26 protein-coding genes and 1 tRNA gene are annotated in these 21,388 nt (G+C 63.9%); 10 read left to right on the forward strand and 17 right to left on the reverse strand.

From position 1 onward, the window contains the following. The 8 genes from AC1RT8_RS07370 to AC1RT8_RS07405 all read left to right on the forward strand — a co-directional run bounded on the left by AC1RT8_RS07370 (nucleotide 1) and on the right by AC1RT8_RS07405 (nucleotide 6,057). Entirely contained in the window at nucleotides 1-3,582 is a 3,582-nt protein-coding gene (locus AC1RT8_RS07370; protein WP_493074956.1) for a hypothetical protein, read from the forward strand. Between the two features lie 2 nt (nucleotides 3,583-3,584). Then, the gene (locus AC1RT8_RS07375) at nucleotides 3,585-3,908 is read left to right on the forward strand and encodes a hypothetical protein (RefSeq protein WP_493074957.1); all 324 of its coding nucleotides are present in this window, start codon (nucleotides 3,585-3,587) and stop codon (nucleotides 3,906-3,908) included. A 100-nt stretch (nucleotides 3,909-4,008) separates the two neighbouring features. After that, nucleotides 4,009-4,491 (forward strand): hypothetical protein, encoded by a 483-nt coding sequence (locus tag AC1RT8_RS07380; RefSeq protein ID WP_493074958.1) that lies wholly within the window; start codon nucleotides 4,009-4,011, stop codon nucleotides 4,489-4,491. Nucleotide 4,492: 1 nt separating this feature from the next. Next, nucleotides 4,493-4,969, forward strand: coding sequence for a M15 family metallopeptidase (locus AC1RT8_RS07385; protein WP_493074959.1), 477 nt, complete (start codon nucleotides 4,493-4,495; stop codon nucleotides 4,967-4,969). Further along, a complete protein-coding gene (locus AC1RT8_RS07390) occupies nucleotides 4,966-5,229 on the forward strand; it encodes a hypothetical protein (protein ID WP_493074960.1) in 264 nt (87 codons plus the stop codon). Before AC1RT8_RS07385 ends, AC1RT8_RS07390 begins: the two co-directional genes overlap by 4 nt. Then, on the forward strand, nucleotides 5,226-5,582 hold the full coding sequence (locus AC1RT8_RS07395) for a hypothetical protein (RefSeq protein ID WP_493074961.1): 357 nt from the start codon (nucleotides 5,226-5,228) through the stop codon (nucleotides 5,580-5,582). Before AC1RT8_RS07390 ends, AC1RT8_RS07395 begins: the two co-directional genes overlap by 4 nt. Before the next feature lie 10 nt (nucleotides 5,583-5,592). Then, nucleotides 5,593-5,808, forward strand: a complete 216-nt coding sequence (locus AC1RT8_RS07400) for a hypothetical protein (protein ID WP_493074962.1) — start codon at nucleotides 5,593-5,595, stop codon at nucleotides 5,806-5,808. Nucleotides 5,809-5,880: 72 nt separating this feature from the next. Next, entirely contained in the window at nucleotides 5,881-6,057 is a 177-nt protein-coding gene (locus AC1RT8_RS07405; RefSeq protein WP_493074963.1) for a hypothetical protein, read from the forward strand. On the opposite strand, the gene AC1RT8_RS07410 is transcribed toward AC1RT8_RS07405, so the two are convergent. Both AC1RT8_RS07410 and AC1RT8_RS07415 read right to left on the reverse strand, forming a co-directional pair. Further along, on the reverse strand, nucleotides 6,010-7,131 hold the full coding sequence (locus AC1RT8_RS07410; protein WP_493074965.1) for an acyltransferase family protein: 1,122 nt from the start codon (nucleotides 7,129-7,131) through the stop codon (nucleotides 6,010-6,012). The two genes, AC1RT8_RS07405 and AC1RT8_RS07410, sit on opposite strands and share 48 nt — an antisense overlap. A gap of 398 nt (nucleotides 7,132-7,529) precedes the next feature. Then, on the reverse strand, nucleotides 7,530-8,168 hold the full coding sequence (locus tag AC1RT8_RS07415; RefSeq protein ID WP_493074966.1) for an SOS response-associated peptidase family protein: 639 nt from the start codon (nucleotides 8,166-8,168) through the stop codon (nucleotides 7,530-7,532). 104 nt (nucleotides 8,169-8,272) lie between these two features. Between AC1RT8_RS07415 and AC1RT8_RS07420 the strand changes: the two genes are divergently transcribed. Then, entirely contained in the window at nucleotides 8,273-8,605 is a 333-nt protein-coding gene (locus AC1RT8_RS07420; protein ID WP_493074967.1) for a hypothetical protein, read from the forward strand. On the opposite strand, the gene AC1RT8_RS07425 is transcribed toward AC1RT8_RS07420, so the two are convergent. The 15 genes from AC1RT8_RS07425 to AC1RT8_RS07495 all read right to left on the reverse strand — a co-directional run bounded on the left by AC1RT8_RS07425 (nucleotide 8,602) and on the right by AC1RT8_RS07495 (nucleotide 20,041). Beyond that, on the reverse strand, nucleotides 8,602-8,730 hold the full coding sequence (locus AC1RT8_RS07425) for a hypothetical protein (protein ID WP_493074968.1): 129 nt from the start codon (nucleotides 8,728-8,730) through the stop codon (nucleotides 8,602-8,604). The genes AC1RT8_RS07420 and AC1RT8_RS07425 overlap by 4 nt on opposite strands. Nucleotides 8,731-8,762: 32 nt before the next feature. Next, the gene (locus AC1RT8_RS07430; RefSeq protein ID WP_493074969.1) at nucleotides 8,763-9,020 is read right to left on the reverse strand and encodes a hypothetical protein; all 258 of its coding nucleotides are present in this window, start codon (nucleotides 9,018-9,020) and stop codon (nucleotides 8,763-8,765) included. A gap of 217 nt (nucleotides 9,021-9,237) precedes the next feature. Further along, on the reverse strand, nucleotides 9,238-9,471 hold the full coding sequence (locus AC1RT8_RS07435) for a hypothetical protein (protein WP_493074970.1): 234 nt from the start codon (nucleotides 9,469-9,471) through the stop codon (nucleotides 9,238-9,240). Then, entirely contained in the window at nucleotides 9,468-9,746 is a 279-nt protein-coding gene (locus AC1RT8_RS07440; protein WP_493074971.1) for a hypothetical protein, read from the reverse strand. Before AC1RT8_RS07440 ends, AC1RT8_RS07435 begins: the two co-directional genes overlap by 4 nt. Further along, a complete protein-coding gene (locus AC1RT8_RS07445; protein WP_493074972.1) occupies nucleotides 9,739-10,215 on the reverse strand; it encodes a hypothetical protein in 477 nt (158 codons plus the stop codon). Before AC1RT8_RS07445 ends, AC1RT8_RS07440 begins: the two co-directional genes overlap by 8 nt. Next, nucleotides 10,215-10,439, reverse strand: coding sequence for a hypothetical protein (locus tag AC1RT8_RS07450; protein ID WP_493074973.1), 225 nt, complete (start codon nucleotides 10,437-10,439; stop codon nucleotides 10,215-10,217). The genes AC1RT8_RS07445 and AC1RT8_RS07450 overlap by 1 nt, the downstream gene beginning before the upstream one ends. Nucleotides 10,440-10,467: 28 nt before the next feature. Then, on the reverse strand, nucleotides 10,468-10,647 hold the full coding sequence (locus tag AC1RT8_RS07455) for a hypothetical protein (RefSeq protein ID WP_493074974.1): 180 nt from the start codon (nucleotides 10,645-10,647) through the stop codon (nucleotides 10,468-10,470). 34 nt (nucleotides 10,648-10,681) lie between these two features. After that, on the reverse strand, nucleotides 10,682-11,398 hold the full coding sequence (locus AC1RT8_RS07460; protein WP_493074975.1) for a hypothetical protein: 717 nt from the start codon (nucleotides 11,396-11,398) through the stop codon (nucleotides 10,682-10,684). 226 nt (nucleotides 11,399-11,624) lie between these two features. After that, a tRNA-Arg gene (locus AC1RT8_RS07465) sits at nucleotides 11,625-11,701 on the reverse strand. A 57-nt stretch (nucleotides 11,702-11,758) separates the two neighbouring features. Continuing rightward, nucleotides 11,759-12,130, reverse strand: coding sequence for a hypothetical protein (locus AC1RT8_RS07470; RefSeq protein ID WP_493074976.1), 372 nt, complete (start codon nucleotides 12,128-12,130; stop codon nucleotides 11,759-11,761). Between the two features lie 2 nt (nucleotides 12,131-12,132). Then, the gene (nth, locus tag AC1RT8_RS07475) at nucleotides 12,133-12,795 is read right to left on the reverse strand and encodes an endonuclease III (protein WP_493074977.1); all 663 of its coding nucleotides are present in this window, start codon (nucleotides 12,793-12,795) and stop codon (nucleotides 12,133-12,135) included. Between the two features lie 47 nt (nucleotides 12,796-12,842). Beyond that, on the reverse strand, nucleotides 12,843-13,571 hold the full coding sequence (gene dapB, locus AC1RT8_RS07480) for a 4-hydroxy-tetrahydrodipicolinate reductase (protein WP_493074978.1): 729 nt from the start codon (nucleotides 13,569-13,571) through the stop codon (nucleotides 12,843-12,845). Nucleotides 13,572-13,653: 82 nt separating this feature from the next. Further along, a complete protein-coding gene (locus tag AC1RT8_RS07485; RefSeq protein WP_493074979.1) occupies nucleotides 13,654-14,343 on the reverse strand; it encodes a phosphatase PAP2 family protein in 690 nt (229 codons plus the stop codon). Then, nucleotides 14,343-16,667, reverse strand: a complete 2,325-nt coding sequence (locus tag AC1RT8_RS07490) for a TonB-dependent receptor (protein ID WP_493074980.1) — start codon at nucleotides 16,665-16,667, stop codon at nucleotides 14,343-14,345. The genes AC1RT8_RS07485 and AC1RT8_RS07490 overlap by 1 nt, the downstream gene beginning before the upstream one ends. A 239-nt stretch (nucleotides 16,668-16,906) precedes the next feature. Further along, entirely contained in the window at nucleotides 16,907-20,041 is a 3,135-nt protein-coding gene (locus AC1RT8_RS07495) for a TonB-dependent receptor (protein ID WP_493074981.1), read from the reverse strand. Between the two features lie 348 nt (nucleotides 20,042-20,389). On the opposite strand from AC1RT8_RS07495, the gene AC1RT8_RS07500 reads away from it, so the two are divergent. Further along, the gene (locus AC1RT8_RS07500; protein ID WP_493074982.1) at nucleotides 20,390-21,361 is read left to right on the forward strand and encodes a hypothetical protein; all 972 of its coding nucleotides are present in this window, start codon (nucleotides 20,390-20,392) and stop codon (nucleotides 21,359-21,361) included. Nucleotides 21,362-21,388: the final 27 nt, after the last annotated feature.

A 21,388-nucleotide genomic window follows, 5' to 3' on the forward strand; every position in this document is an offset into this window, starting at 1 on the left:
GTGCGCAAATATCAGGACAGCATCAGCAGCGCGACGAGCGGCCTCCCGGTCTATCAGGCTCAGATCAGCCTCACCACGGCGGACGGCGACCCGGTGCAGGTCTATTCCGACGAAGGCGTGACACCACTTGCCCAGCCGGTGCTTACGGATGGGTTCGGCGAGTTCTGGTTCTACGTGCCCGATGGCACCTATACGCTGATCGTCGCCGATCCTGATGGCAGCAACCCGCGCCCGTTTCCGAAGACAGAAATATACGAGGACGCGCGCAACGTTTCCGTGCCGATAGGCGAGCCTGGAATCTCGCTTCCTTCCGTTGGCGCTCGTGCAGGAACGGTCGCAGCTTTCGACGGTGCCGGCAATTTCACCACGACGGTTTCGCTGGCCAGTTTCAATGCCGATGTGGCGTCTGTGGAGGCGGCCGTAACAGCCACCGCAGTAAGCGCCTCAGCAGCGTCGATCAGCGCCCTTGCCGCCAGCGTGTCCGCCAGCGTCGCAGCGGGCTCGGCAAGCAGCGCGAGCGCCAGCGCGGCGGCGGGCGCCATCTCGGCCGCATCCGCTGCAGGCTCGGCAGCAACAGCCCTCGCAGCATCGAACAGCAGCGGCAACATCGCGTTCTTCGCAACGAAGGCGGCATATACTGCGGCTCTGGCCGCACAGAGCAACCTTCAGGTGTCCGAAGTCACGGCCGACGAAAGCCGTGAAGGCCGCGTGGTGCGCTACCAGAAGGTCGGTGGAGTCGCGACGTTCGTCCGTTACATGCCGATGCAGGCCGATGTCTATGTGGATCAGGTCCGCGGCAACGACGCCAGCGACGGGCGCATCGCCTCGACCGCGGTCAAGACGCTGGCGGCTGGGCTACTGTTGACCAGTTCGGCAACGCAAAACATCTACCTCGCGCGCGGAGCGACGTGGTTCGAGAAGAATCCGCAGTTCGCCAATTGCCCGAACGCGCATGTGCAAGCCTATGGCAATGGCCGCAAGCCGCGCATCACGCCGCGCTTTGCCTTTGTCGGCACATGGACGCAGCCGGACGCGGGGACTTATCCGAACTATTGGGAGCTTCAGGCGCCGGCCTTTGCCGCCACGATCGTCAACAGCGCGTCGCTGATCTGGCAGCCTGCGCTCTATTGGGAGCGCTCCGGCGTGCGGCTGGAGGATAGCGGCATCCCCCGGTATTTCTCGGGCGGGTCGATCGCGGCCAACCGCGCTTATTGTCAGGCGCATTTCGGCACGTTCACCTGCTACCAGAGCGCCACAAGCAACTGGAATCCGCAGGCAATCGGGACCTGGGGCACGCTCTACACCTATGGCCTGACCATGCCGGACGGGAGCAACCCGAACAGCATCGCGGCCGGGCAGTTCTTCTCGACGGTGGATCAGAGCTACGCGGCCACGGTCGGGTTTTCGCAGCGCCTGAGCGACATTCGGTTCGAATGCACCGGATCGAAGGACATGATCTCGACCTATACGGGCAACGGCACCACCACGGCGGGGCTCGCGTGGAAGGTCGAGACGGTTAGCAACTGCGAATGCATCGAGGCGGCGATCCACGGCGGCGTGTGGGGCGGTGTTAACTTCGTCGGGCACCGCGCGACGGCGGCTTATCACGGGGGGCCGGTCGCCTATAGCGGCGGCGGCATCCACAACTTCCGCGCGAACAGCCAGGACGGGATGAGCGCGGGCTTTGAGATTCTCGACAGCTACGTAAAAGGCTTCGCGATCGGCATCTACACCCATGGGAGCGGCACCAACCCAGACGGGACAACCGAGCAGCACGAATCGGTGATGGTGACGAACACCCAACTGGTGAGCTGCAGTGCTGCTGTTGGGCTGGGCTTGATCCGTCGTAGCGTCGTCTTGCGCGGGCTCAGCACCTGGGATTGCAACAGTTTCACCGACGTAGGCGCGCCAACCCTGATCGCCGAGGATTGCAGGATCAGGCTTCGTGCCGGCGCGTTCGGCGATCATCGCCAGTTGTTCACCCACAACAATGATGGCGCGTCGGTCTACATGATCAACAGCTTCATCGACGCACCTTCGACCGGGACCGCGATCGGCTACACGCATGTGGCAGTCGGTTCCGGGGCTCCATCGAGCCAGAGCCAAGTGCTGAACATCTACCTGCAGGATTCGACGATCCGTGGCGTGTTCCAGTTTTCGAACACGACGCGTTCGGCCTTCAACATCCGCTCCACGCGGGGCATCTTCGGCGTCTATTACGACCAGAACAATTCGCCCTGGGCATATGGCACGGCCTGGACCGCGGATTCGTCGAGCGTCATCGAGTGCAACAAGTACACGGTCGCCGATCTCAGGACTGCCCACAGCACGAACATCGACGCCGCGGTCCTCACCGGCATCTCGGCAGTATCAGTCAGCCGCACGCTCGCCGAAGCGGATTTGACGATCGGCACGCAAGCGCAGGTAAGCAGCCGCCTCGTTACCTATGCGGGCACGCACACGGGCACCCCGGGCGATCCGACATCGACGGCGACAGTGACGTTCAACAACAACGACCGGACCTACGGGCACGGGATTTATATCTCGGATGGTAACGGCGACGTCGCGGTGGTCACCGCCTCGATCGCGGCGACCGTATTGACAGTCACAGCCGTCACAAGCGGGGCGCTGGCGGTCGGTCACTCGTTGCGGGGCACGGGCGTCGGATTCGGCACGATCATCACCGCGCTTGGAACCGGGACTGGCGGGACCGGGACCTATACCGTGAGCGTGTCTCAGACGACGTCGAGCACGACGGTAACCAGTGCGCTTCCCTATTACGGGCGCATCACGGATATCGGCACGGCCGGCGGTTCGGGCACTGCCACGATCTCCCCGGCGCCGCTCGCGAACTTCACCTCGAAGTCGTTTGCGCGCACTCATTTCAGCCGCAAGTTGTTCGATGCGACCTATATCGCGACCTATGGGGGCACCGTCACTATCTCGGCGGACGGAACGCAGATCAAGGTGGCTGACGGCACCATGTTCCCGGTCGGCATGCCGCTGCGCCTGACCCTCAACAGCAAGACGGTGCTACGGACGGTCTCGGCTGTGTCGAGCAATGTCCTGACGCTCAACCGCGCCTTCGAGTGGAAGAACGCGAGCGACGCGCGCACCTTCAATTCGGTGGACGGCACGACGGTCACAAACAAGGCGCCGCTCCCAACCGTGACACTCTCGCTGGGCACGCCCTACACCTATCGCGCGACCTTCCCGAAATGGACGGTCTCCAAGTTCGAGGGCGTGGCGAACGCGAATCCGACCGAGACGAACATCTACAACCAAGTTGGCGGGGTGTTCTCGAACGGCGCGGCACAGGTGCTGGCGGGCTATACCACGGGCGCCGTCGCGTCCGCGCAGAACGTCGGCAACCCGGCAACGGCGGACTTTAGCGCCGGGACGTTCGACCTGGGTCTGACTGTCGGGGTCAGTGACACAGTGACGATGGATGCCCAGTTCACGATCGCCGAACACCGGATGGAGACGGCTCTCGTCTCCGATCCTCAGGCAACGGGCGCGATGCTGATGGCGCTCGACCACGAGTTCACGCGCCGGGGTGCCGGCTACAAGAGCAGGATCTGACCATGGCGAAGGCAAGCAGCATTCCGCCCGCGTTCGAGCATATCGGCGCGTCTGTCATGTTCCACGACGGCGGCGAATGGATCGAGGCGACGATCTATTTCGCGATCGACGATGAGGACATGCACGCCTCGCTGACAGTCAAGCGGCCGAACGTTGAACCGGAATATGTCGAGGACGTGCCGCACTCTTCGGCGACCAGGGGCAAGCGCTTCTGGATGTGGCCTCTGGAGGCTGACACGCTGCGAGGCGCGCTGGACTCGGTTATTCCTCGCCCGGCGGCTCGCGGCGCTGTTGCTGCGAAATCTCCCAGCGGGCAACGCGCATGAAGATCGGCAACAGGATCGCAACACCAGCGGTGACGATGGCGGCTAGTATCAGGAAGTTCATGGCGCCGCATACCGCGCGCGGTGGGCAGGGTCTAGCGGCGTGAGTCTCGCGACGGTCGCACAAGCCGCAATCCGCACCACCTCGGGCGGCAGCATTAATGCCGGCATCTGGACGCTGGTAGGAATCGCCGTCGTTACAGCCGGAGGGATCGTGGTCGCGATCATCAAGCAATGGGGCCCGTGGAAGAACAGCGACAGCGCTGCGCGAGAGGCTGATTTTGCGCGGCTGCGGTCAGAGATCGCCGAACAGAAGGCCGAGCAAAAGGACCGCATCGACAAGCTCGAGGCGCGTGTCGAGAAGGCCGACACAGCGGCTGCGGCCGCGGAGCAACACGCCCTGCGATCGGACGCCAAGCTGCAAGCCGCCCTGACCGCCTGCGAGGTGCTGCTGAGCCTGGTCGAACGCGAGATGCCGGAGGCCAAGGAGATCGCGCTGGTGAAGCGCCTGCTGGCCCAGGCCGCGTCTGACGACATGGGCATTGGCGCGGGCATGCGGAAGCTGGCGATGATGAAGGGAGTTTGAGATGACATACGCACTAGGCCCGGCGTCCCGGGAGGAGATGGTCGGCGTTCACCCCAAGCTGGTGGGCGTCGTCGAGCGGGCGATCGTCCTCACGGCGCAGGACTTCACTGTCCATGACGGCTTGCGCACCGAAGCCGAACAGCGCGAGTATGTGCGCCGCGGTGTGTCGAAGGCCATGGCGTCGAAGCACATGAAGCAGGCGGACGGATTCGGCCATGCAGTCGATCTGGTGCCGTTCATCAATGGTCAGCTTCGGTGGGAATGGAAGCCCATCTACGCCATCGCTGCAGCTGTTCGAAAGGCTGCGGTCGAGCAAGGCGTCGCGCTGATCTGGGGCGGAGTCTGGGATAGGCCGTTCGAACAGCTGCCAGGCACGGCGGCCGAACTGGAGCAGGCGGTCAATTCCTATGTCGCCAGGCGCCGGGGTATGGGGAAGACGGCGTTTATCGATGGGCCGCATTACGAGTTAGCCTCGTGAACGTCCCGCACCTCCGCATCATCATCGCGTTCTGCGTAGCCGCGATCGTCGGCTACGCGATCTTCAGCGGCTGGGTAGTGTTCTATTCCAACGATGCGGCCCAGCGCGGCGACGTGATTGGCACATGGAAGAGCTTCGCGGTCGCGGCGTTCGCTTTCTGGCTCGGGTCGAGCAGCGGCGGGAAGGCCCAGCCTATGCCCGCGCCAGCGTCCGGGAAGCCAGATGACCCTATCCACACAGTAGAGGAACCCCAGCCATGAAAACCCTATTCCTCGCCCCGCTCCTGCTCGCGCTGTCCGCATGCGCGGGGCTCGGCGGACTGCTCAGCCCGCCAGCGCCTGTCACGATCACCGACAAGACCGTCCTCGACGAACAGGTCGATACGGCGGTGCAACTCAGCTATAAAGCCGCGCGCATGGCCGTCGAACTGGCTGTCGATTCTGGCAAATTGAAGGGTGCCAAGGCTGCGCAGTTTGCCGCGCTGGACAACAAGGCGTTCGCCGCGGCTGACGGCGTGCACCGCGCCTACCTCGCCGGCAACGCACCGAATTACAAGGTCGCTGCGATCGAGGCGCAGAAGGCCGTCGCCGACATCCTTTCCCTGCTGAACTAGGAGCATCGCCGTGTTCAACCTCGCCACGATCCTGAAGGCACTTCCGGTCATCGGCCCCGTCATCGCTGCGGCGCCGGAGTTCAAGGAACTGTTCGACGAAGCGGTTGCCATGCTGCACCCTGCCGACCAGGAGACGGCGAAGGCTGCGCTGGCGGACCTGTATGCGGACAATGTCGAGGGGCATGCTCGCCTGCAGGAGAAGCTGGCAGCGGCGGCCAGGCGATGACACGCGCGCAGGCCGGGCTCGACACGAACGGCGGACCCGAATAATATGGAAGCTCGCAACAAGGGTGTGAGCATGATCGCCAAGGCAGTCGAATACAACGTGAGCGGCCCGCACGCAGGGCGCTATATCGTCGAACGGGCAGACTGGAAGCTGACCGATACGGGAATGAGCCGCACCTCAACCGAGGTCAGCAAGCACGCGTCACTGGACGAGGCCAACGCCGCTCGGGGCAAGCTCGTCTCTGCGTGACAGGCGCCTCTTGATCGCTCGGCGCACGGTGTTCGTGTGCTTCTCGAACGCCAGATAGAAGCCGTATGCGACGATGATCGCAACGACCACCTCGACGAAATAGGCGGTGACACTTTTCGCGTTGACGCCCTGTCCCGTGCGGAAGCCGAGATAGGATAGCAGGCTCAGCGTCGGCCAGTGCGTGAGGTACAGGCTGTACGAGAATGCGGCGAGCGCGGTGCCGGTCGTGTTGATGCGACTGGCCAGAGCGCCACGAGGCCTCATCATCACGAGTTGCTGAATCACCAGCGCCATACCGGCGGATGCGATGATCTGCCCCGAGCGCCAGCCGCCAGGCCCCACAGTGACCGCGCGCACGCTGGCAAAAACCTCGTTGCTCAGGAATAGACCGGCGCCGGTTACGACGATCCCGGCCGCCAGCAAGCGGTTCGATCGTAGCGCGTATCGCGCCGCCAGCGCGCCGATCACCCAGCAGAACAGCAGCCCCGCATCCAGCACGCTGAACACGATCAGGCAGGCGATGATCGCCGCACTAGGCCATGGCCGAAACGCCTTGCTCGCCATGACGATCGCGAGCGCGCCGCCAAGGACATAGAACCACGCCTCGTAATTCAGGCTCCAGACGACGTTATTATAGGGAGGCACCTCCACGGCGAGCCCTTGGAGGAATGCGACGTTGCCGGCGAACAGGAGCGGGTCGAACGTCCCGAATCGCAGGTATTCCACGACCGCACCATAAGCCAGGGCAGGCACCAGCGGGAGCATGAGGCGCGTCGCTCGGTCGATCGAATAATCCAGCGGCCGGAAAGTGCCCGCTGCCGCTCGCTCGATCAGGTTGCCGCCAACAAGGAAGCCGCTGAGCACGAAAAACACCAGGACCGCCTCACGCCCGAAATGCGTCGCGCCAAACCACATGTTGACGACTGCGGTGCGATCTTCTGGCGGAAGCTTCGGGTAGAGTGCGAACACCCAAGGTCGAGTGTGATAGAGAAGCACCTGAAACGCCGCCAGAAACCGGATCCAGTCCAGCCAGGGCAATTCGCCCTTTACTTCACCCGGTGTTGCGTCCCCCATGCCCGACCCATAACGGGGTTGGCGAGCGGCATCAACTGCGACCACCCCCTTCCCGAATCGTTCGCGATCTGTTCCAGTTGCCTCCATGGGATGTGGAGGATCATCGGCCTGGGGCCCGCAATATCTGACGATCGGCGCGATGCATGACGCGGGCGTGAAGATACGCGTGCTTTGCGATCGAGAGGATCTGCCTCATTGCCCGTACAAAGACCTCGACCTGTCCGTGTTGATCGCAGCGAAGGGGCGCGATTATCGCCTCATCAATCGCCGGTGCCGCTGTCGGTTGACGCCGGGCTGCACGGGATGGAACCGCTTCTATTATCTGTGCGGTGTATATCGGCCACTATGGGACGTTGGGGCCGGCGCTCATTGGGCCGTGCTCGACGAGCGCAGGAAGGCTATTTCTCGCCCGGCCGGCGCGTCGGAAACACCGGCCCGCGCACCGTCATCCTCACAGCCGGATAGGGCCGCTGCAGCGCCACCACTTCGTCATAGGAACCGGTGAGCCAGGTATCCCAGTCCGCTTCGTCGAGGATCGTCACCATCGCCTTAGGATGGACCGGCGCGACGAGCTCGTTCGGATCGCACGTCACCATCGTGAAGCCCATCCCCTTGACCGTCTGCTGCCAGAATCCGGCGACCGCGAATATGGGCTGCGTCGTCACACCGAACCACATCTCGCCACGAAGCGGCTTCTTGCCATCGCCAAGGTCGAAGGGTTCCGGCGTCCACTCGCAGAACTCGGTGAGCGGCACGAGGCAGCGGTTCTCGGGGTTCTCGGCCAGACGACGCCACTGCGGCAAGCCGAGCTGGCGCACATTCGTCATCGCCCATTTCGCCTGACCGCCAAGCACATCCCATGACATGATATCGATGCCCCGAAGCCCGTCTTCCTCGCGCACGACCCATGCCCGGCCCTCGGGCCGTAGCTCCTTCGGGTTGAACCGGTTGTCCATCGGTGTTTCGGTGCGCCACATCGCGTTGAAGCGAGTGTGGAGCGTCTCGGGCTCGTTGTCGAAGCGGGCGCGGTTGCACATCGGGGCAGTCCAGCGTGAATCGGCACGGTCGTCAATAACTTGACTCGTCGTTCCGCGTTTGTTCTCATGTGACCGACCCCAGCCGAGTCGTATCGAGAGCAACAATGAGCACTTACATATCGATCGTCGTCACGCGCCCGGACATGGTGCCGATGATAAAGGCGTCCGGCGATATTGGCGCCTTCCTGGAAATCCTGCCGGAGCAGGATCCGGGAGATCAGTTCTTCGTCGCGACGAGTGATGGCACGCTGTTACGCGGTTCGGCCGGCGACGGGTTTCGGCTTGAGATGGTCGGGAACGCCGATGTTCTGATTGAGGGCAGGATGGCGACGTTCGATAGCCCGATAGAATGGGTATCCGTTGGCCGTACCTGGGCGGATCACCCGACACGGTACACGGCCGCACAGACGGTGCGGGACCGGGAGACGGCGGCTTAGAAGTCCAGCTCGCGGCGCTCCATTTCAGCGGCGATAGCGTCTGCCTCGGCATTGCCGGGCTCGCCATCGGTCTGCTGGAAGGCGGCGACCAGTTCCTTGTCAGTGAGGGTTGCGGGGTCGGTCATCCCCACCTCCTACCATTCCCGTGCCTTGAAAGCTATGGAGCGGGAGAGAGCGCGGCGTCGATCATTACTTCCCAACGCTCGCGCACCTCGTGCAGTCCGTAAGGCGCGTCAGGCCCAACATCGCGGCCGGCGTCTGTCATGTCGGGCGTCGGATCGCGCATCGCTTCGATCGCAGCGCGAGCGAGAGCCCTTGGATCGGCGTCCACGTTGTCCCGATCGGCACCCAGCATGATATGCGCTTCAGCAGCAGCGATCGCCCGCGCGACCCGGATAATCATCTCGTTTTCCATACCTCAATTCCTATCCCATTTCGCCCTCAAAAGCCACGCATTCCTTGACTTTCGCGGGCGGATTCGGTAGTCGGGTGGGGCTGCGGCGGCGTGGATGGACACGCGGTGGCAACGCTGCTGGACGCTGGCTGGTGTGGCCGGGAAAGACCAGCGCAGCCGGTATCAAGCCCGGCCCGCAGCAACACCCTCGCCAAGCATCTTCCACCGTCAGCCGGGATCATCGGCCGCGCAGGTATTTCGACCGGCGCGTCAATTCCGCGGCCAGGGCGTCGCATGTGTCTGCGTCGATGTGGTCGAAGTGCCATATGCCCGGCTTTCTCTCCATCATCACCTCAATGCGCAGATGGTCGCCCCATGCGCGTTGGCCGTCCGAGATCGCGAGGCGCAGGAACCCATTCGCACCGTTGATGACGCCGAACCTCCGCAAGCGCTCGCCCTCTACCTCGCTCACCCCATCTTCTCCTCAAGGGCGGAGCGGGCATTGCGCAGATAGGACACGCGAACAGTTACTCCCATCGTGTCGTCATCGTCTGGCCGCACCGCGTCTGCGCACCGGTCTGCAAACGGCTCCAGCGCCTCCGTCAGAGCATCGATCCGGGCCTCCAGCGCATCGATCACCTTCACTGCATCAGGACCGTCCGGGTTGATAAAGTGCGTCGGATAGGGTTTGTGCGGGTAGCTGCCCATCGTCAGCAGCTTCGCCTTCAGGTCGGCTGGCTCACTCATCACAGGTTCCTTCCTTGAGGCTGGGGATATGGGATTCCAGCCGCACGACCCTCGATCGATCCCACATGCAGCTAACGTGGCCATGTCCACGCATTTGGCGCTCGGTCGGGTTGATGATCTCGCCGGCAAAGCTCTCGTGGCTGAAGCCTTCGCCTGGGTAGATGCGGATACGAATACCCGAATCCATGATGGCGATCTCGGCGGCGTCGATGTCGAGCGGTGCCTGCGGTTCTGGCGCCGCGACGGCTTCCGCGACCGGAGGCTGCGTCAGCTTCAGATGCCGCTGGTAAAGCAGATCGCCGCACCAACGGGCTTCGGCGTCGGTCATGCACGCAATCTCCGCGTCGTTCAGATCCACGACATCAATGTGGCGCCAGTTCGGACGCACACCGTCTTCCGCTCCTGACAAGCCCTCGACACGGGCGGCAAGGGATAGGAGAGGGGTCAGTTTGCGTTCTGCTCGGGCCATCATACTGACCTCCCTAGGAAGGCCTGATTCCGGGTGATCTGGCCGTTGCGCTTGGCGGCGCGCTTGATCGCTGCTAGTTCAGCCTGAACCTGCTCTAGCGTCATTTCGCCAGCGTCCATACGCGCGATCAGGGCGCGCCGAACTTCCATGCTGTCCGCGACGTTGCCAGCGGCTTCCTGCTCGCGCTGGTGAGCGAACCGAGATCTGCGTTCGTCGTAGTCCATCATCCATTCCTCTCGGCAAGGTCGGGGGTCATGCGGGGGAGCCTGGGGCTTGGGGCGGCTCTGTCGTCAGGCCGATGAGATAGTTGCGGACGATGCGCCATTGTTTGGCGATCTCCGGCAATTCACACTCCATCACGCCATCGAGATAGGCGACCGAGAACGCGACATTGATCGGCAGTTCTTCCGGCGTTTCTGGCTTCTCGCTCACCGATTATCCTCCTGTACCGTCGTTGGGGGTGGGGTCATGCTGCGAGCCGACCGAACAAATCAGGCTGTTCCATATTCTGGGTCTCATTTCGTTCAGACCCAGAATATGTGACATTGCCCGACAGCCATTCGCCGAACTGGCCCGCGAGCATTTCCGCAATTCCTGGGTACGTCTGCGAGCGGTCGGACCAGCGATCATCGGAAGGCGTGAGCGCGTTCTGGCCGCTGTCGGTCTGGTTCGACCAGCGCTCGACCAACTTGCCTGAACCGCGCGGCCATTCGACCATGCGCCCGGCAAAGCGCTTGGCGGGATCCAGTATCAGTGCGGGCGGATCGTCGCCCTCGACCCAGAAGCACGTTCGCTTGCTGGCGTCCTCGCCGACCTGATAAGGCTGCACCGTGAGCCGCGGCTTCCCGTAGCGCGTCGAGAGCACGCCCACGGGGTTCTCTGCAATCTTGCGGGGTATGCGCGACTTCATCAGGCGCCGGAACTGGAACACGGCGCGGTCGGTCAGCAGATTGCGACCCGGGACGCGATGATTCCAGTGGAAGCCGGAGCCGCAGACATAGGTGCATGTCGGGAACATGACCGCGCCCGACCAGCCATCGTCCAGATGATCGAAGCAGTCGCCGACGATATGCGGACCGGGTGACTGCGTTTCGCGAATATCGATCGACACGGCATCGTAGCCGCGCGCAAGCAGGGCGTCACGCACGAGGCCGCTAGCCTCGAACATGACGGCGATGGTCACGCAGCACCCGGCACGAGCAGCGGCTCATTCCCCGGTTTCCATGCCTTCTTGGATTGAAGGCGCGCGATCCTGGCCCCGCCCTCTGGCCCCGCCAGATATGGGAGCACCCGGCTCACAGCGCGACTCGCGTACGGGATTTGTACGAGCGTACGCGGATTGTTCCCGCAAGTTCCTGCAAAGTTCTGCAGGAGCGGGGGCGTGAGGCGGCGGGAAAGTGCCAGAAAACTGGCGCACCCGACAGGATTCGAACCTGTGGCCTCTGCCTTCGGAGGGCAGCGCTCTATCCAGCTGAGCTACGGGTGCCTGGAGGCAGGCGCCTAGCAAAGCGCGGAGCCCCGCGCCAGCCGTTTTGCGCAGGGCCTATTTCTTGACGAGCTTGACCGGCTGGAATTCGCCCAGGCCGCAGGTCGGGCCGCGCGTGCCGGCGCCCGTCCGGATCACCGTGATCGTGTCGACCGAACAGAGCTGGCCAGTATGGGTTTCATAACCGAACGCCTCGTCGAAACCCAGGCTCGGGCAGCTATAGGGCAGGGTGTTGCGATAGACCTGGCCGCCGTTCATCTCGAAATCGATCACCGAGTCACTGCGCACATGACTGGCGCGGATGCGGCTGGTGGTGATGCAGCTCTCAGGTTTGCCGGTCGGGGTCGCCTCGGGGACGCGCCCCCGATCCCTCGCCGCGCCAGGTGCGGCAGCGGCGGCAACGGCAAGGGCGATCAGGATCATCCGCATGGTCAGGCCTCCTTGGGGGCGCCGCGCTTCGGGGCTGGCGTCTTCGGTTTATAGGCGCACAGATCCTCTACCACACAGCGCCAGCATTCGGGAGTGCGCGCCTTGCAGACATACCGTCCGTGCAGGATCAGCCAGTGATGGGCATGGAGGCGGAAGGGCTGGGGCACGACCTTCTCCAGCCCGAGCTCGACCGCCAGCGGCGTCTTGCCGCGCGCCAGGCCGGTGCGGTTGCCGACGCGGAAGATATGCGTGTCGACAGCGAAGGTCTCGGCGCCGAACGCGGTGTTCATCACCACGTTCGCCGTCTTGCGGCCGACGCCAGGCAGGGTCTCCAGCGCGTCGCGGTCGGCCGGCACCTCGCCGCCATAGTCGGCGATCAGCTTTTCGGAGAGGGCGATGACATTCTTCGCCTTGGTGTTGAACAGGCCGATCGTCTTGATGTGCTGCTTCAGTTCCTCTTCGCCCAGCGCCACCATCTTCTCGGGCGTATCGACCTCGGCGAACAGGCGGCGGGTGGCCTTGTTGACGCCGACATCGGTCGCCTGGGCCGACAGCGCGACCGCGACGAGCAGGGTATAGGGATTGGTGTAGTCGAGTTCGGTCTCGGGATGCGGGTTGTCCGCCGCGAGCCGCGCGAAGAACTCGACGACATCCGCTTTCTTCAAAGCCCCAGCCCCTTCAAAGACCCGACCCCTTCAAAGACCCAGCCCCTTCAAAGACCAAGCACCTCTGCCATCTGGTAACGCCCCGCCGGCTTGTCGACGAGCCACAGTGCGGCAGTAATCGCGCCCTTGGCGAAGATCGTGCGGTCCTCGGCGCGGTGGCCGATCTCGACGCGCTCGCCGGTGCCGGCGAAGATCACCTGATGGTCGCCCGCGACCGATCCGCCGCGCAGGCTTGCGAACCCGATCGTCCCTTCGGCCCGCGCGCCGACCAGGCCGGCGCGGTCGGTCACCTTGGCCTCGGCCAGCGTCGTGCCGCGGCCGGCGGCCGCTGCCTCGCCGAGCAGCAGGGCCGTGCCGGACGGGGCATCGACCTTGTGGCGGTGATGCGTCTCGACGATCTCAATGTCCCAGTCAGTGCCCAGCCGCGCCGCCGCCTCGCGTACCAGCCGCGCGATCAGCGTCACGCCGAGCGAGACGGTCCCGGTCTGCAGCACCGCGACCTGCTTGGCCGCTTCGTCGATCATCGCATGATGCTGCGGCTGGAGCCCGGTGGTGCCGACCAGGATCGGCGTGCCGGTCGCGACGGCCGCCGCCAAATTCGCCTCGAGCGCCGAGGGTGCCGAGAAATCGACCAGTACCTCGCATCCGTGCGCGAGCGTCGCCGGGTCGCCGCCGGCGTCGATCCCGCCGGCGATCGTCGCGCCGAGATCGGGCCCGACGCGGGCCAGCGCCTGGCCCATGCGTCCAGCGCTGCCGATGATTCCGATGGTGGTCATGACCCTCTTCCCGCGTACCCGATGACGTCCCGCGTCCTTGCCACAGAAGGGCGGTCCTGGGACAGGGTGGGCGGGAAATTTCCTAGGCCGCGGCGACCCCGGCCGCGACCAGCTCCTTGCGCGCGGCTTCGAACGCCGTCCGGAATGGCGGTTCTGCCATCAGCCTTTCCGCGATCAGGAGGCCGAGCATCTGGCCCGCGCTCACATCGCTGCGGAAATGCTGGCCGCAGACGATCCGGCTCTGGCCGTAACGCGCAGCACGGGCGAGGATCGGCCCGGCCTTTTCCGGCACCAGCCGCGCCAGGATTTCGCCCATCGAAAAGGCCATGGAGGTGTGCCCGCTCGGATAGCTGGAGAGCGGATCGTCATTGCGCTTGCAGCTCTTCAGCGCCGGATCGACGATATAGGGGCGCGGCCGCCTGAATTCGTCCTTGCCGCGATCGACCGTCGCCTTTTCGGTCGCGCGGACCATGTCGAGCAGGGCGCTGGTCGCGGGCAGCTTCGCCAGGTCGAAGCCGGATCCCAGCGCCACGGCGAAGATCGACCCGTTCTTGGTGTCGCCGTCAGTGCGGGCATCGGCCTCGTCGGCCGGCGACCGTGCCGTCTCGATCGCGTGAAGCTCCGCCAGCTCGGCCAGCGCCTGCGGGCTGCCGGCGAGGGGCGGCGGCGGCAGCACGCGGACCGGATCGAGATCGCCGAGCAGGGCGGGCGCCTTGTCGGCAGCGGGGGCCGCGGCGGCCAATGCCACCGCGGCCAGGATCAGGACCTTCATCAGAAGGTCAGCGTGATGTCGCCGGTGAAGGACCGGCCGGTCTGGTAATAATATTGGTCGAAATTGGTCGCGGTGGCATGGCCGATATCGGCCAGCGCGGTCTTGCTGTTCGGGCCGATATTGGTGACCGGCCGGGCGTCGAACAGGTTGTTCACTTCGACCCCGACCCGCACCGGCCCGATATCGTAGCGGGCGGAAAGGATCGCGGTGTTGTAGCCGTTGCTCTTGTAGCTGTTGTACACCGCCAGGCTGTTGGTGGTGGGGTCGGCGAACCATTGCCGCCCGATATATTTGTCGATCAGCGAGAAGCGCATCGGCCCGCTCTTGAACAACACGCCCCCGGCGGCGGTCCATTCGGGCGCGTTCGCGACCTGAAGATTGGCGGTGCCGGGATTGTCAGTCTTGGCATAGTTGCGCGACCCGTTGGCGAAGACCGCAATGCCGTGCGGCAGGGCATAGGTCACCTGGCCTTCGACGCCCTTGTACTGGACGGCGCCCTGGTTGATGAACACCGTGCCTTCGCTCGCCGGCGCGGACGGGTCAGTCGCGAACTTGTTCTTGAAATCGATCTTGTAGACATCGGCGTCGATGCTGAGGTTGCTGCCGTGATAGACCACGCCAGCCTGGTAGTTGGTCGAACGTTCCGGCTCCACCGTCGAGAAGTTGGGGCTGGCGACGTAGAGCACCGACAGCGACGGGGCGAGGAAGCCGCGCGCATATTGCGCATAGACCGCCAGGCGATCGTCGACCGCATAGTTCACCGTCGCGAAGGGCAGGTTGGCGCTATAGGTGTCGCTCAGCTTTTGCGGGAAGCGCGTCGTCTGGTTGTACTGCGCGTCGATCCGCCGGTTGAAATCGACATGCTTGAAGCCGGGCGTGATCTTCAGCCCCGGGATCGGCCGCAGCTCCAGCTCGACGAATTCCTCGGTGTGGTTGGTGTTGCTGTTCTGGTCGAACTTGATGTTGGCCGGCGTCGCGATGTTGGTCACCGGGTCCTTGGCCGCCTTCTCCGCGTAATTGGGCGCGCCGGTGACGAGGTTGACGTCGCGCTGCTGGCGATAGGTGTTCGACCATTCGATCCACGCGCCGGCGGTGATCGCACCGAAGCCGAAATCGATCCGCGTCTTCGCGATGTCGCCGAACATCCGGTATTTGTTGGTCTTGGTATAGCCCGGCACGCCGGTGGTCTTGGCGCCGCCCGGGGTGAGCGTCACCAGGTTGGCGGTGGCGATCGCGGCTGGCGTGGCGGTCGCGTAGAGCGTCACGTCGCTGCCGCTCAGCGTCTCGTTGTCATAGCTATAGGTATAGGCGCGGTTCTCGAACACCGAATTGGGCGCGATGTTGGCCTCGAACTTCACCACCTCGAAATCGGTGGTCTTGTGGGTGTGGTTGTACCCGTAATAGCTCTGCGAGGCCGGGTCGTTGTTCAGGCTGAAATATTTGCCGAACTGCGCGACCTGCGACAGCGTCGCGCCGTCCTTGTCGGGCTGGTTGAAGGTGTTTTCGTTATAGGTGCCCAGGATGGTCAGCTTCGCGTCGGGGCCGATCGGGATCATCACCTTGCCGAACACATTGTTCGAGCGGAACGGGCTGAAGGTACGGGCGCCGTCCGATCCGATATGCTGGCCGCTCAGGACGATCTCGGTGCCGCCGAGCTTCTCGATCGCGCCGCTCTGCGCGACGCCGCGCAGCATCCAGGTATTGTAGCTGCCATAAGTGCCCTTGGCCTCGATGCTCGCATCCTCGCGCGTCGCGCGGGAGAACAGGTTGATGTTGCCGCCAAAGGTCGCCTGGCCGAGCTGGCTGGCATTGCCGGGGCCGCGATCGACGATCAGCGTCTCGATCGTGTTCGACGGGAAGAAGGTGTTCGAATGGTGCGTCGGATCATTGGTGTCGCCGAACGGCACGCCATCATAGGTGACGTTGTATTCGCCGTCCTGGAAACCGCGGATCTGCGCCTTGGACTCGGACAGGCCCGGGCCGTTTGAATTGCCATAGCCGGAGACGCTGGGGGAGATCAGCGCGATCTGGTTGAAGTCGGAGGTCGCGGGCAGCGAATCCTCGATGAAGGAGCGAGAGATCACCGATTGCGGCTGCGTGGTCTGCAGCGAGGCAGTGACCGGCGCGATCTCGTTCGCGCGGGTCGCGGTCACGACGATATCGGAGCCCTCGGCCAGGTCGGTCTTCGGCTTCTGGTCGGCCGGCGTCTCGTCGGCGGGCGCCACCGCGGGCGGGGTTTCCGCATAGGCGCCAGTGGATGGAATCGAGAGCGCAAGCATGCTCACGCCGAGCAGCAGCCGCTGCGGCCTGGTGGAGGTCGACATTGATCTGGTTTTCCCTGACGCCGCCGATCGGCGCGAGGGCTGGCCTATGGAGGCTGTGTGACTCTTTTACTGCCGTGACGTTACGGATGCGTGTCAAACGCCAACATGACAGATTTTCAATGTTGCCGTTAGGAACCGGCAATGTGCAACGCTCGGGTCCGCTCCATCGTTGCCCGGAAAGAAAAGGGGCCGGCCGGTAACCGGCCAGCCCCAGTAAGCGCATGAACGCGCCGGGGAGATCAGAAGCGCCCGCGCAGACCCAGCATGACCTGACGGCCCGGATTGAAATCCGAATAGGTCGCATTGGCGAACTGGAAATAGCTGCGCTGCCGTGCCTTGAAGATATTCTGCACGTCGAAAGTCAGCTCCGGGAGACGCTTGTTGCCGAAGATCTCCCCGAGATCGAGCGAACTGCCGAAATCCCATTGCTGATATTTGTCGCTGTAGAGCGCGGCCGCCGGGATGCCGTTCTGGTTGGTGCCGGAGGCGACGAAGCCATCGGTGAAGGTCGTCGACAGCCGTGCCGAGATGCCGCCCCGCTCGTAATAGGCGGTGATGTTGTAGGTCGTGGGCGCAATGCCCGTGGCGATCGCCGGTGCCGCGCCCGATCCCTTCTGGTCGATCAAGGTCACATTGGCGCTGAAGCCGAAGCCGTTGAGCCCGAGATAGCGGCCGAGCAGGAAGTCGAGCGGCTGCACCCAGTTCCCCTCCAGGCCCTTGACCGTCAGCACGCCGCTGGCGTTGACCTGTTGGGTCAGCACCACCGTGGCCGCGGTGGGGCCGCCGCGCGAGTTGATCGCTGCCTGCTGGGTCGGCGACAGCGTGTCGAAGGTCACGCCATAGGCACCCAGCGCGCTGAACGGCACGGTGACGTTGCCGTTGACGGTGAAGCCGGTCACGTCCTTCTGGAAGGCAGCGATGCCGATATAGCCTTCCTGCCCGGTATAATATTCGGCGCCGAAATCGATATTGGTCGAGATGAACGGCGCCAGCGACGGGTTGCCGACGCTGCCGACATCGGCCGACGGGCTCGAGAAGTTGAGACCGGGCAGCATCGAGGAGGGGTTGGGCCGCGTCATGGTGCGCGACACCGCCATGCGCAACACTGCCTTGCTGCCGATATGGAACGCGGTCGTGAAGGACGGCAGCCAATTGTCGTATTTGGCGTTCGTGTACACGAAGTTCAGGATGTTGGGGTAGCAGCTGCCGTCGCGGACACCGCCCGTGCCAGGGCAACCGGCGGGCAGCGGCCCCAGGCCATCCGGGTCCTGCGCGTTGCGCGGATCGGAGATCGAGACATAGCCGCCGATCTGCTGATCGGTCTTCACCCAGCGCAGGCCGGCATTGAAGGTCAGCCGGTCGTTTGCGATCGGCAGGTCGCCATTCACTTCGCCATAGAGGCCGAGCGTCTTTTCACGGACGTAACCGCCCGAGGCGCCGGTGTTCGAGCCCGTAGCCGGCGGCGACGCGTCATGGAACGCGTCATAGTTCGATGCCTTTTTGAACTTCTCCCAGTCGACCGTGATGAAGCCGAACGAACCGGGCAGCAGATAGCCCGGAAGAGCGCTGTTCGGGATCAGGGATCCGCCATAGGTCAGCGGGCCCAGGCCGGTCGAGAATCCGGTGCCCAGCGCCGGATAGGTGGGATATCCCGCGCCCGGCGTGCCGGTGTTGAGGCCTTCGCAGGGCGGCTGGGTGTTCGGGCCGGGCACGAACACGCTCGGGCGGTCGCCGCACACCGCATTCTGGAATGCCTGGGTGTTGTCGGTCGCGCTGATCGACCGTGAGACGTCGTCATAGGCGCCGCCGACCTTCAGGTTCAGATGGGTGTCGCCCCAGGTCAGGTCGCCGCGGACGCCCTTGGTATTGGTCTCGCGATATTCGTCCTGGATGTTCACGCGGCCGCCGGGCCAGCCGAACTTGCTCGGATCGTTGAGGTTGATGTTGGATTTGATGATCGGGATGCCGCCCGCGCTATTGTCGAATTCGACCGTGACGCCGGAATTCGCCAGCGTGCTGACCAGCACGGTCGGCACTTCGCGGTGGAACTTGCTCCTGGTGTAATTGCCGTTGAGGTTGACCTTCAGAGTGTCGGTCGCTTCCCATTCCACGCCGGGGTTGACCCCCCAATAGCTCGTATCCTCGATGAACGGCCGATATTCGAGGAAGAATTGCGCGTTGTAATAGGTGCCCTTGGTCACCACGCAACCGGCCGAGCAATCGCTGCGGTCATATTGCGTATTGACCGGGATGACCGCGCCGTTGCGCCCGACCCAGTTCATGTCGATGCGGCGAAGATCGTTGTTCTTCTTCGAATACATGCCGTCGACATAGGCATGCAGGCTCTCGCCCTTATACTCCAGGCTGCCGATGAAGCTGATCCGGTCCTTGGTACCGAACTCGGTCACCGGGCGTCCGAGGCGCGGCAATAGGCCGTTATCGATCTGCCCGATATTCGCGCCCGGATTCTGCGCGAGCAGAAAGGCTTGATCGATGACGGTCCCGGCGGCCACGCCGGGAATACCTGCGTTGGAGGGCACGGTGCCGGGGATGGTGAAGTTGCCGCCGCCGGTGTTGTTTCGGTTGGCCGCGATATTCTGCGTCGCGCTCAGGTTCGGGTTGGTCAGCCCGACGGTCTCATAGCCGTTGACGTTGACCTGGTTCCGCACCCCGGCAAAGCCGACCAGCACGCCGAAATCGCCCATCGTCGTGCTGGCCAGCACCGATCCGCGATAGCCCCATTTGCCGGTATTGCTGATGTTGGTGGTCTGCGCCGAATAGGTGACGCGGGTGCCCTCGCGATCGAACGGCCGTGCGCTGCGCAAATTGACGGTGCCCGCGGCGCCGCCTTCCAGCATGTCGGGCACCGAGCTTTTGTTGACGGTCAGGCTGGTGAACAGCTCGGTCGGGAACACGTCCAGATCGACCTCGCGGTTGGTGCTCTGCGCGCCGTCGCGGCCGGTCGAGGCGACGGCGATCGGCGCGTTGTTCAGCAGCACGCGGGTGAAGTTGGTGCCGAGGCCGCGGATCGTGACCTGCAGGCCCTCGCCGGTGATGTCGCGGCTGATCGTCACGCCGGGCACGCGGTTCAGCGACTCGGCGATGTTGGTGTCGGGGAATTTGCCGATATCCTCGGCGAAGATCGAATCGGAAAAGCCGGTCGCGTTCTTCTTCGCCTGGGTCGCGCTCTCGAGGCTGGCGCGATAGCCCTGGACGACGATGTCGGCGCTGGTGTCGTCCTCCTGGGCCACTGTCCGATCCTGCGCTGCCGGGGCCGATTGGGCCGTCGCTGGTATCGCGATCATAAGGGCCGGCAGGGATCCCGCGGCGAGCAGGGTCGCACGGATATTATTCTGGCGTCGGTTGGAAATCATCTCACCCCTCCTTTGCCTCCGCTTCATGGTCGGATGGCCTGTTCAGCGCATATGGTAGCGCTATCAGGATTGTTAATAGTCAGAGTTATTAAAGTCAAGATATGCCCGGATCGGGCTGATGCCCCCAAAATGGCTATATCATGTCGGACATAAGGGCGCCGAATGGCGTCATGACGCCGACCATCGCGACTTCCGGATATTGTTGCGCTTTGCGCGGCAAACTATTGGCATTATATATGTCAGAAGTTGCCAGCGACACCCGATCGGCATTTCCCCGACCCGTCGGCGGAAAACCGATTGTCGCGGGGGCATGGTGCCGCCGCGCGCTGGCCTGACGGGAGAAAGACAATGGCCAATGGTTCCACGATTCTGGGTCCCAACCAGCTCGTCACCGGCGTGCGCGGCTGGGCCGGTTCCGACGTGGTGCTGACCGGGTCGAGCGTAAGCGACGGTGTGACCAGCGCCTTGCTCTATCTCGGTCCGCTCTATCCGACCGATAGTTCGGGCATCTGTCTCCTCACGCCCGAAATCCCGGGACAGGAAGTGACCAGCGCGACCTTCTACGGACCCGACACCTATATGTTCAATCCGGATCTGGGCGCGGGCAAAGTCCGCGCGGTCGGCAGCTACCAATATAGCGGGAGCGGGGTGCGCAATTGCGGCATGGTCTATCAGGGTCCGCCCCAGGGCGGCGGCGGCTGGTCCCCGCTCGACGTGCCGAGCAGCGAGGTCGGCGGGCAAACCGTGTGGAACACCATCGCGCACAGCACGATGGGCGATCTGGTTGTCGGCAATTACGATCTGCTCGACGTGCGCCTTTCGGGCAACGCCTTCATCTACGATATCGCGAAGGGGACCTGGCGGCTGTTCGATTTCCCCGGCTGCACCCTGACCACGGCTTACGGCATCTGGCAGAACGAGATCGGCGGCACGCGCTATACGATCGTCGGCGGCACGCAGGACGGGCACGGCATCAACAAGGGCTTCGTGGTCGCCTATGATTCGGCAACGCGCGCCTTCAGCCACCTGAAACTGTACAGCTATCTGAACCAACCCCAGCTCGTCACCCATTTCGAAGGGATCGTGGCGACGCCGAAGGGCTTCAACCTGGCGGGCGGCTCGACCGGTTCGCTTGCCTTGTTCGCCTCGATCGAGGTCAATCCCGACGGCTCGTTCGGCGACGCGACCTGGGTGCCCTATTCCTTTACCGGATCGACCATCACCACCGGCAACAGCATCTACGACAATGTCCTGATGGGCATTTATGCCGAAGCCGGGGTGGCCGGGGTCCAGAGCTATGTCGTGCCGATCGAGCCATAGGACAGATATCGCGCTCGCCCGATGGCG

The sequence above is a fragment of the Sphingomonas sp. GW821-FHT10F11 genome (assembly GCF_058809095.1).

Excerpts from the sequence above, each read along its gene's own strand:
- AC1RT8_RS07375 (WP_493074957.1), top strand. The coding sequence starts at position 3,585 with ATGGCGAAGGCAAGCAGCATTCCGCCCGCGTTCGAGCATATCGGCGCG.
- AC1RT8_RS07385 (WP_493074959.1), top strand. The coding sequence starts at position 4,493 with ATGACATACGCACTAGGCCCGGCGTCCCGGGAGGAGATGGTCGGCGTT.
- AC1RT8_RS07395 (WP_493074961.1), top strand. The coding sequence starts at position 5,226 with ATGAAAACCCTATTCCTCGCCCCGCTCCTGCTCGCGCTGTCCGCATGC.
- AC1RT8_RS07405 (WP_493074963.1), top strand. The coding sequence starts at position 5,881 with ATGATCGCCAAGGCAGTCGAATACAACGTGAGCGGCCCGCACGCAGGG.
- AC1RT8_RS07410 (WP_493074965.1), bottom strand. The coding sequence starts at position 7,131 with ATGGGGGACGCAACACCGGGTGAAGTAAAGGGCGAATTGCCCTGGCTG.
- AC1RT8_RS07415 (WP_493074966.1), bottom strand. The coding sequence starts at position 8,168 with ATGTGCAACCGCGCCCGCTTCGACAACGAGCCCGAGACGCTCCACACT.
- AC1RT8_RS07420 (WP_493074967.1), top strand. The coding sequence starts at position 8,273 with ATGAGCACTTACATATCGATCGTCGTCACGCGCCCGGACATGGTGCCG.
- AC1RT8_RS07425 (WP_493074968.1), bottom strand. The coding sequence starts at position 8,730 with ATGACCGACCCCGCAACCCTCACTGACAAGGAACTGGTCGCCGCCTTC.
- AC1RT8_RS07430 (WP_493074969.1), bottom strand. The coding sequence starts at position 9,020 with ATGGAAAACGAGATGATTATCCGGGTCGCGCGGGCGATCGCTGCTGCT.
- AC1RT8_RS07440 (WP_493074971.1), bottom strand. The coding sequence starts at position 9,746 with ATGAGTGAGCCAGCCGACCTGAAGGCGAAGCTGCTGACGATGGGCAGC.
- AC1RT8_RS07445 (WP_493074972.1), bottom strand. The coding sequence starts at position 10,215 with ATGGCCCGAGCAGAACGCAAACTGACCCCTCTCCTATCCCTTGCCGCC.
- AC1RT8_RS07450 (WP_493074973.1), bottom strand. The coding sequence starts at position 10,439 with ATGGACTACGACGAACGCAGATCTCGGTTCGCTCACCAGCGCGAGCAG.
- AC1RT8_RS07470 (WP_493074976.1), bottom strand. The coding sequence starts at position 12,130 with ATGCGGATGATCCTGATCGCCCTTGCCGTTGCCGCCGCTGCCGCACCT.
- dapB (WP_493074978.1), bottom strand. The coding sequence starts at position 13,571 with ATGACCACCATCGGAATCATCGGCAGCGCTGGACGCATGGGCCAGGCG.
- AC1RT8_RS07485 (WP_493074979.1), bottom strand. The coding sequence starts at position 14,343 with ATGAAGGTCCTGATCCTGGCCGCGGTGGCATTGGCCGCCGCGGCCCCC.
- AC1RT8_RS07490 (WP_493074980.1), bottom strand. The coding sequence starts at position 16,667 with ATGTCGACCTCCACCAGGCCGCAGCGGCTGCTGCTCGGCGTGAGCATG.
- AC1RT8_RS07495 (WP_493074981.1), bottom strand. The coding sequence starts at position 20,041 with ATGATTTCCAACCGACGCCAGAATAATATCCGTGCGACCCTGCTCGCC.
- AC1RT8_RS07500 (WP_493074982.1), top strand. The coding sequence starts at position 20,390 with ATGGCCAATGGTTCCACGATTCTGGGTCCCAACCAGCTCGTCACCGGC.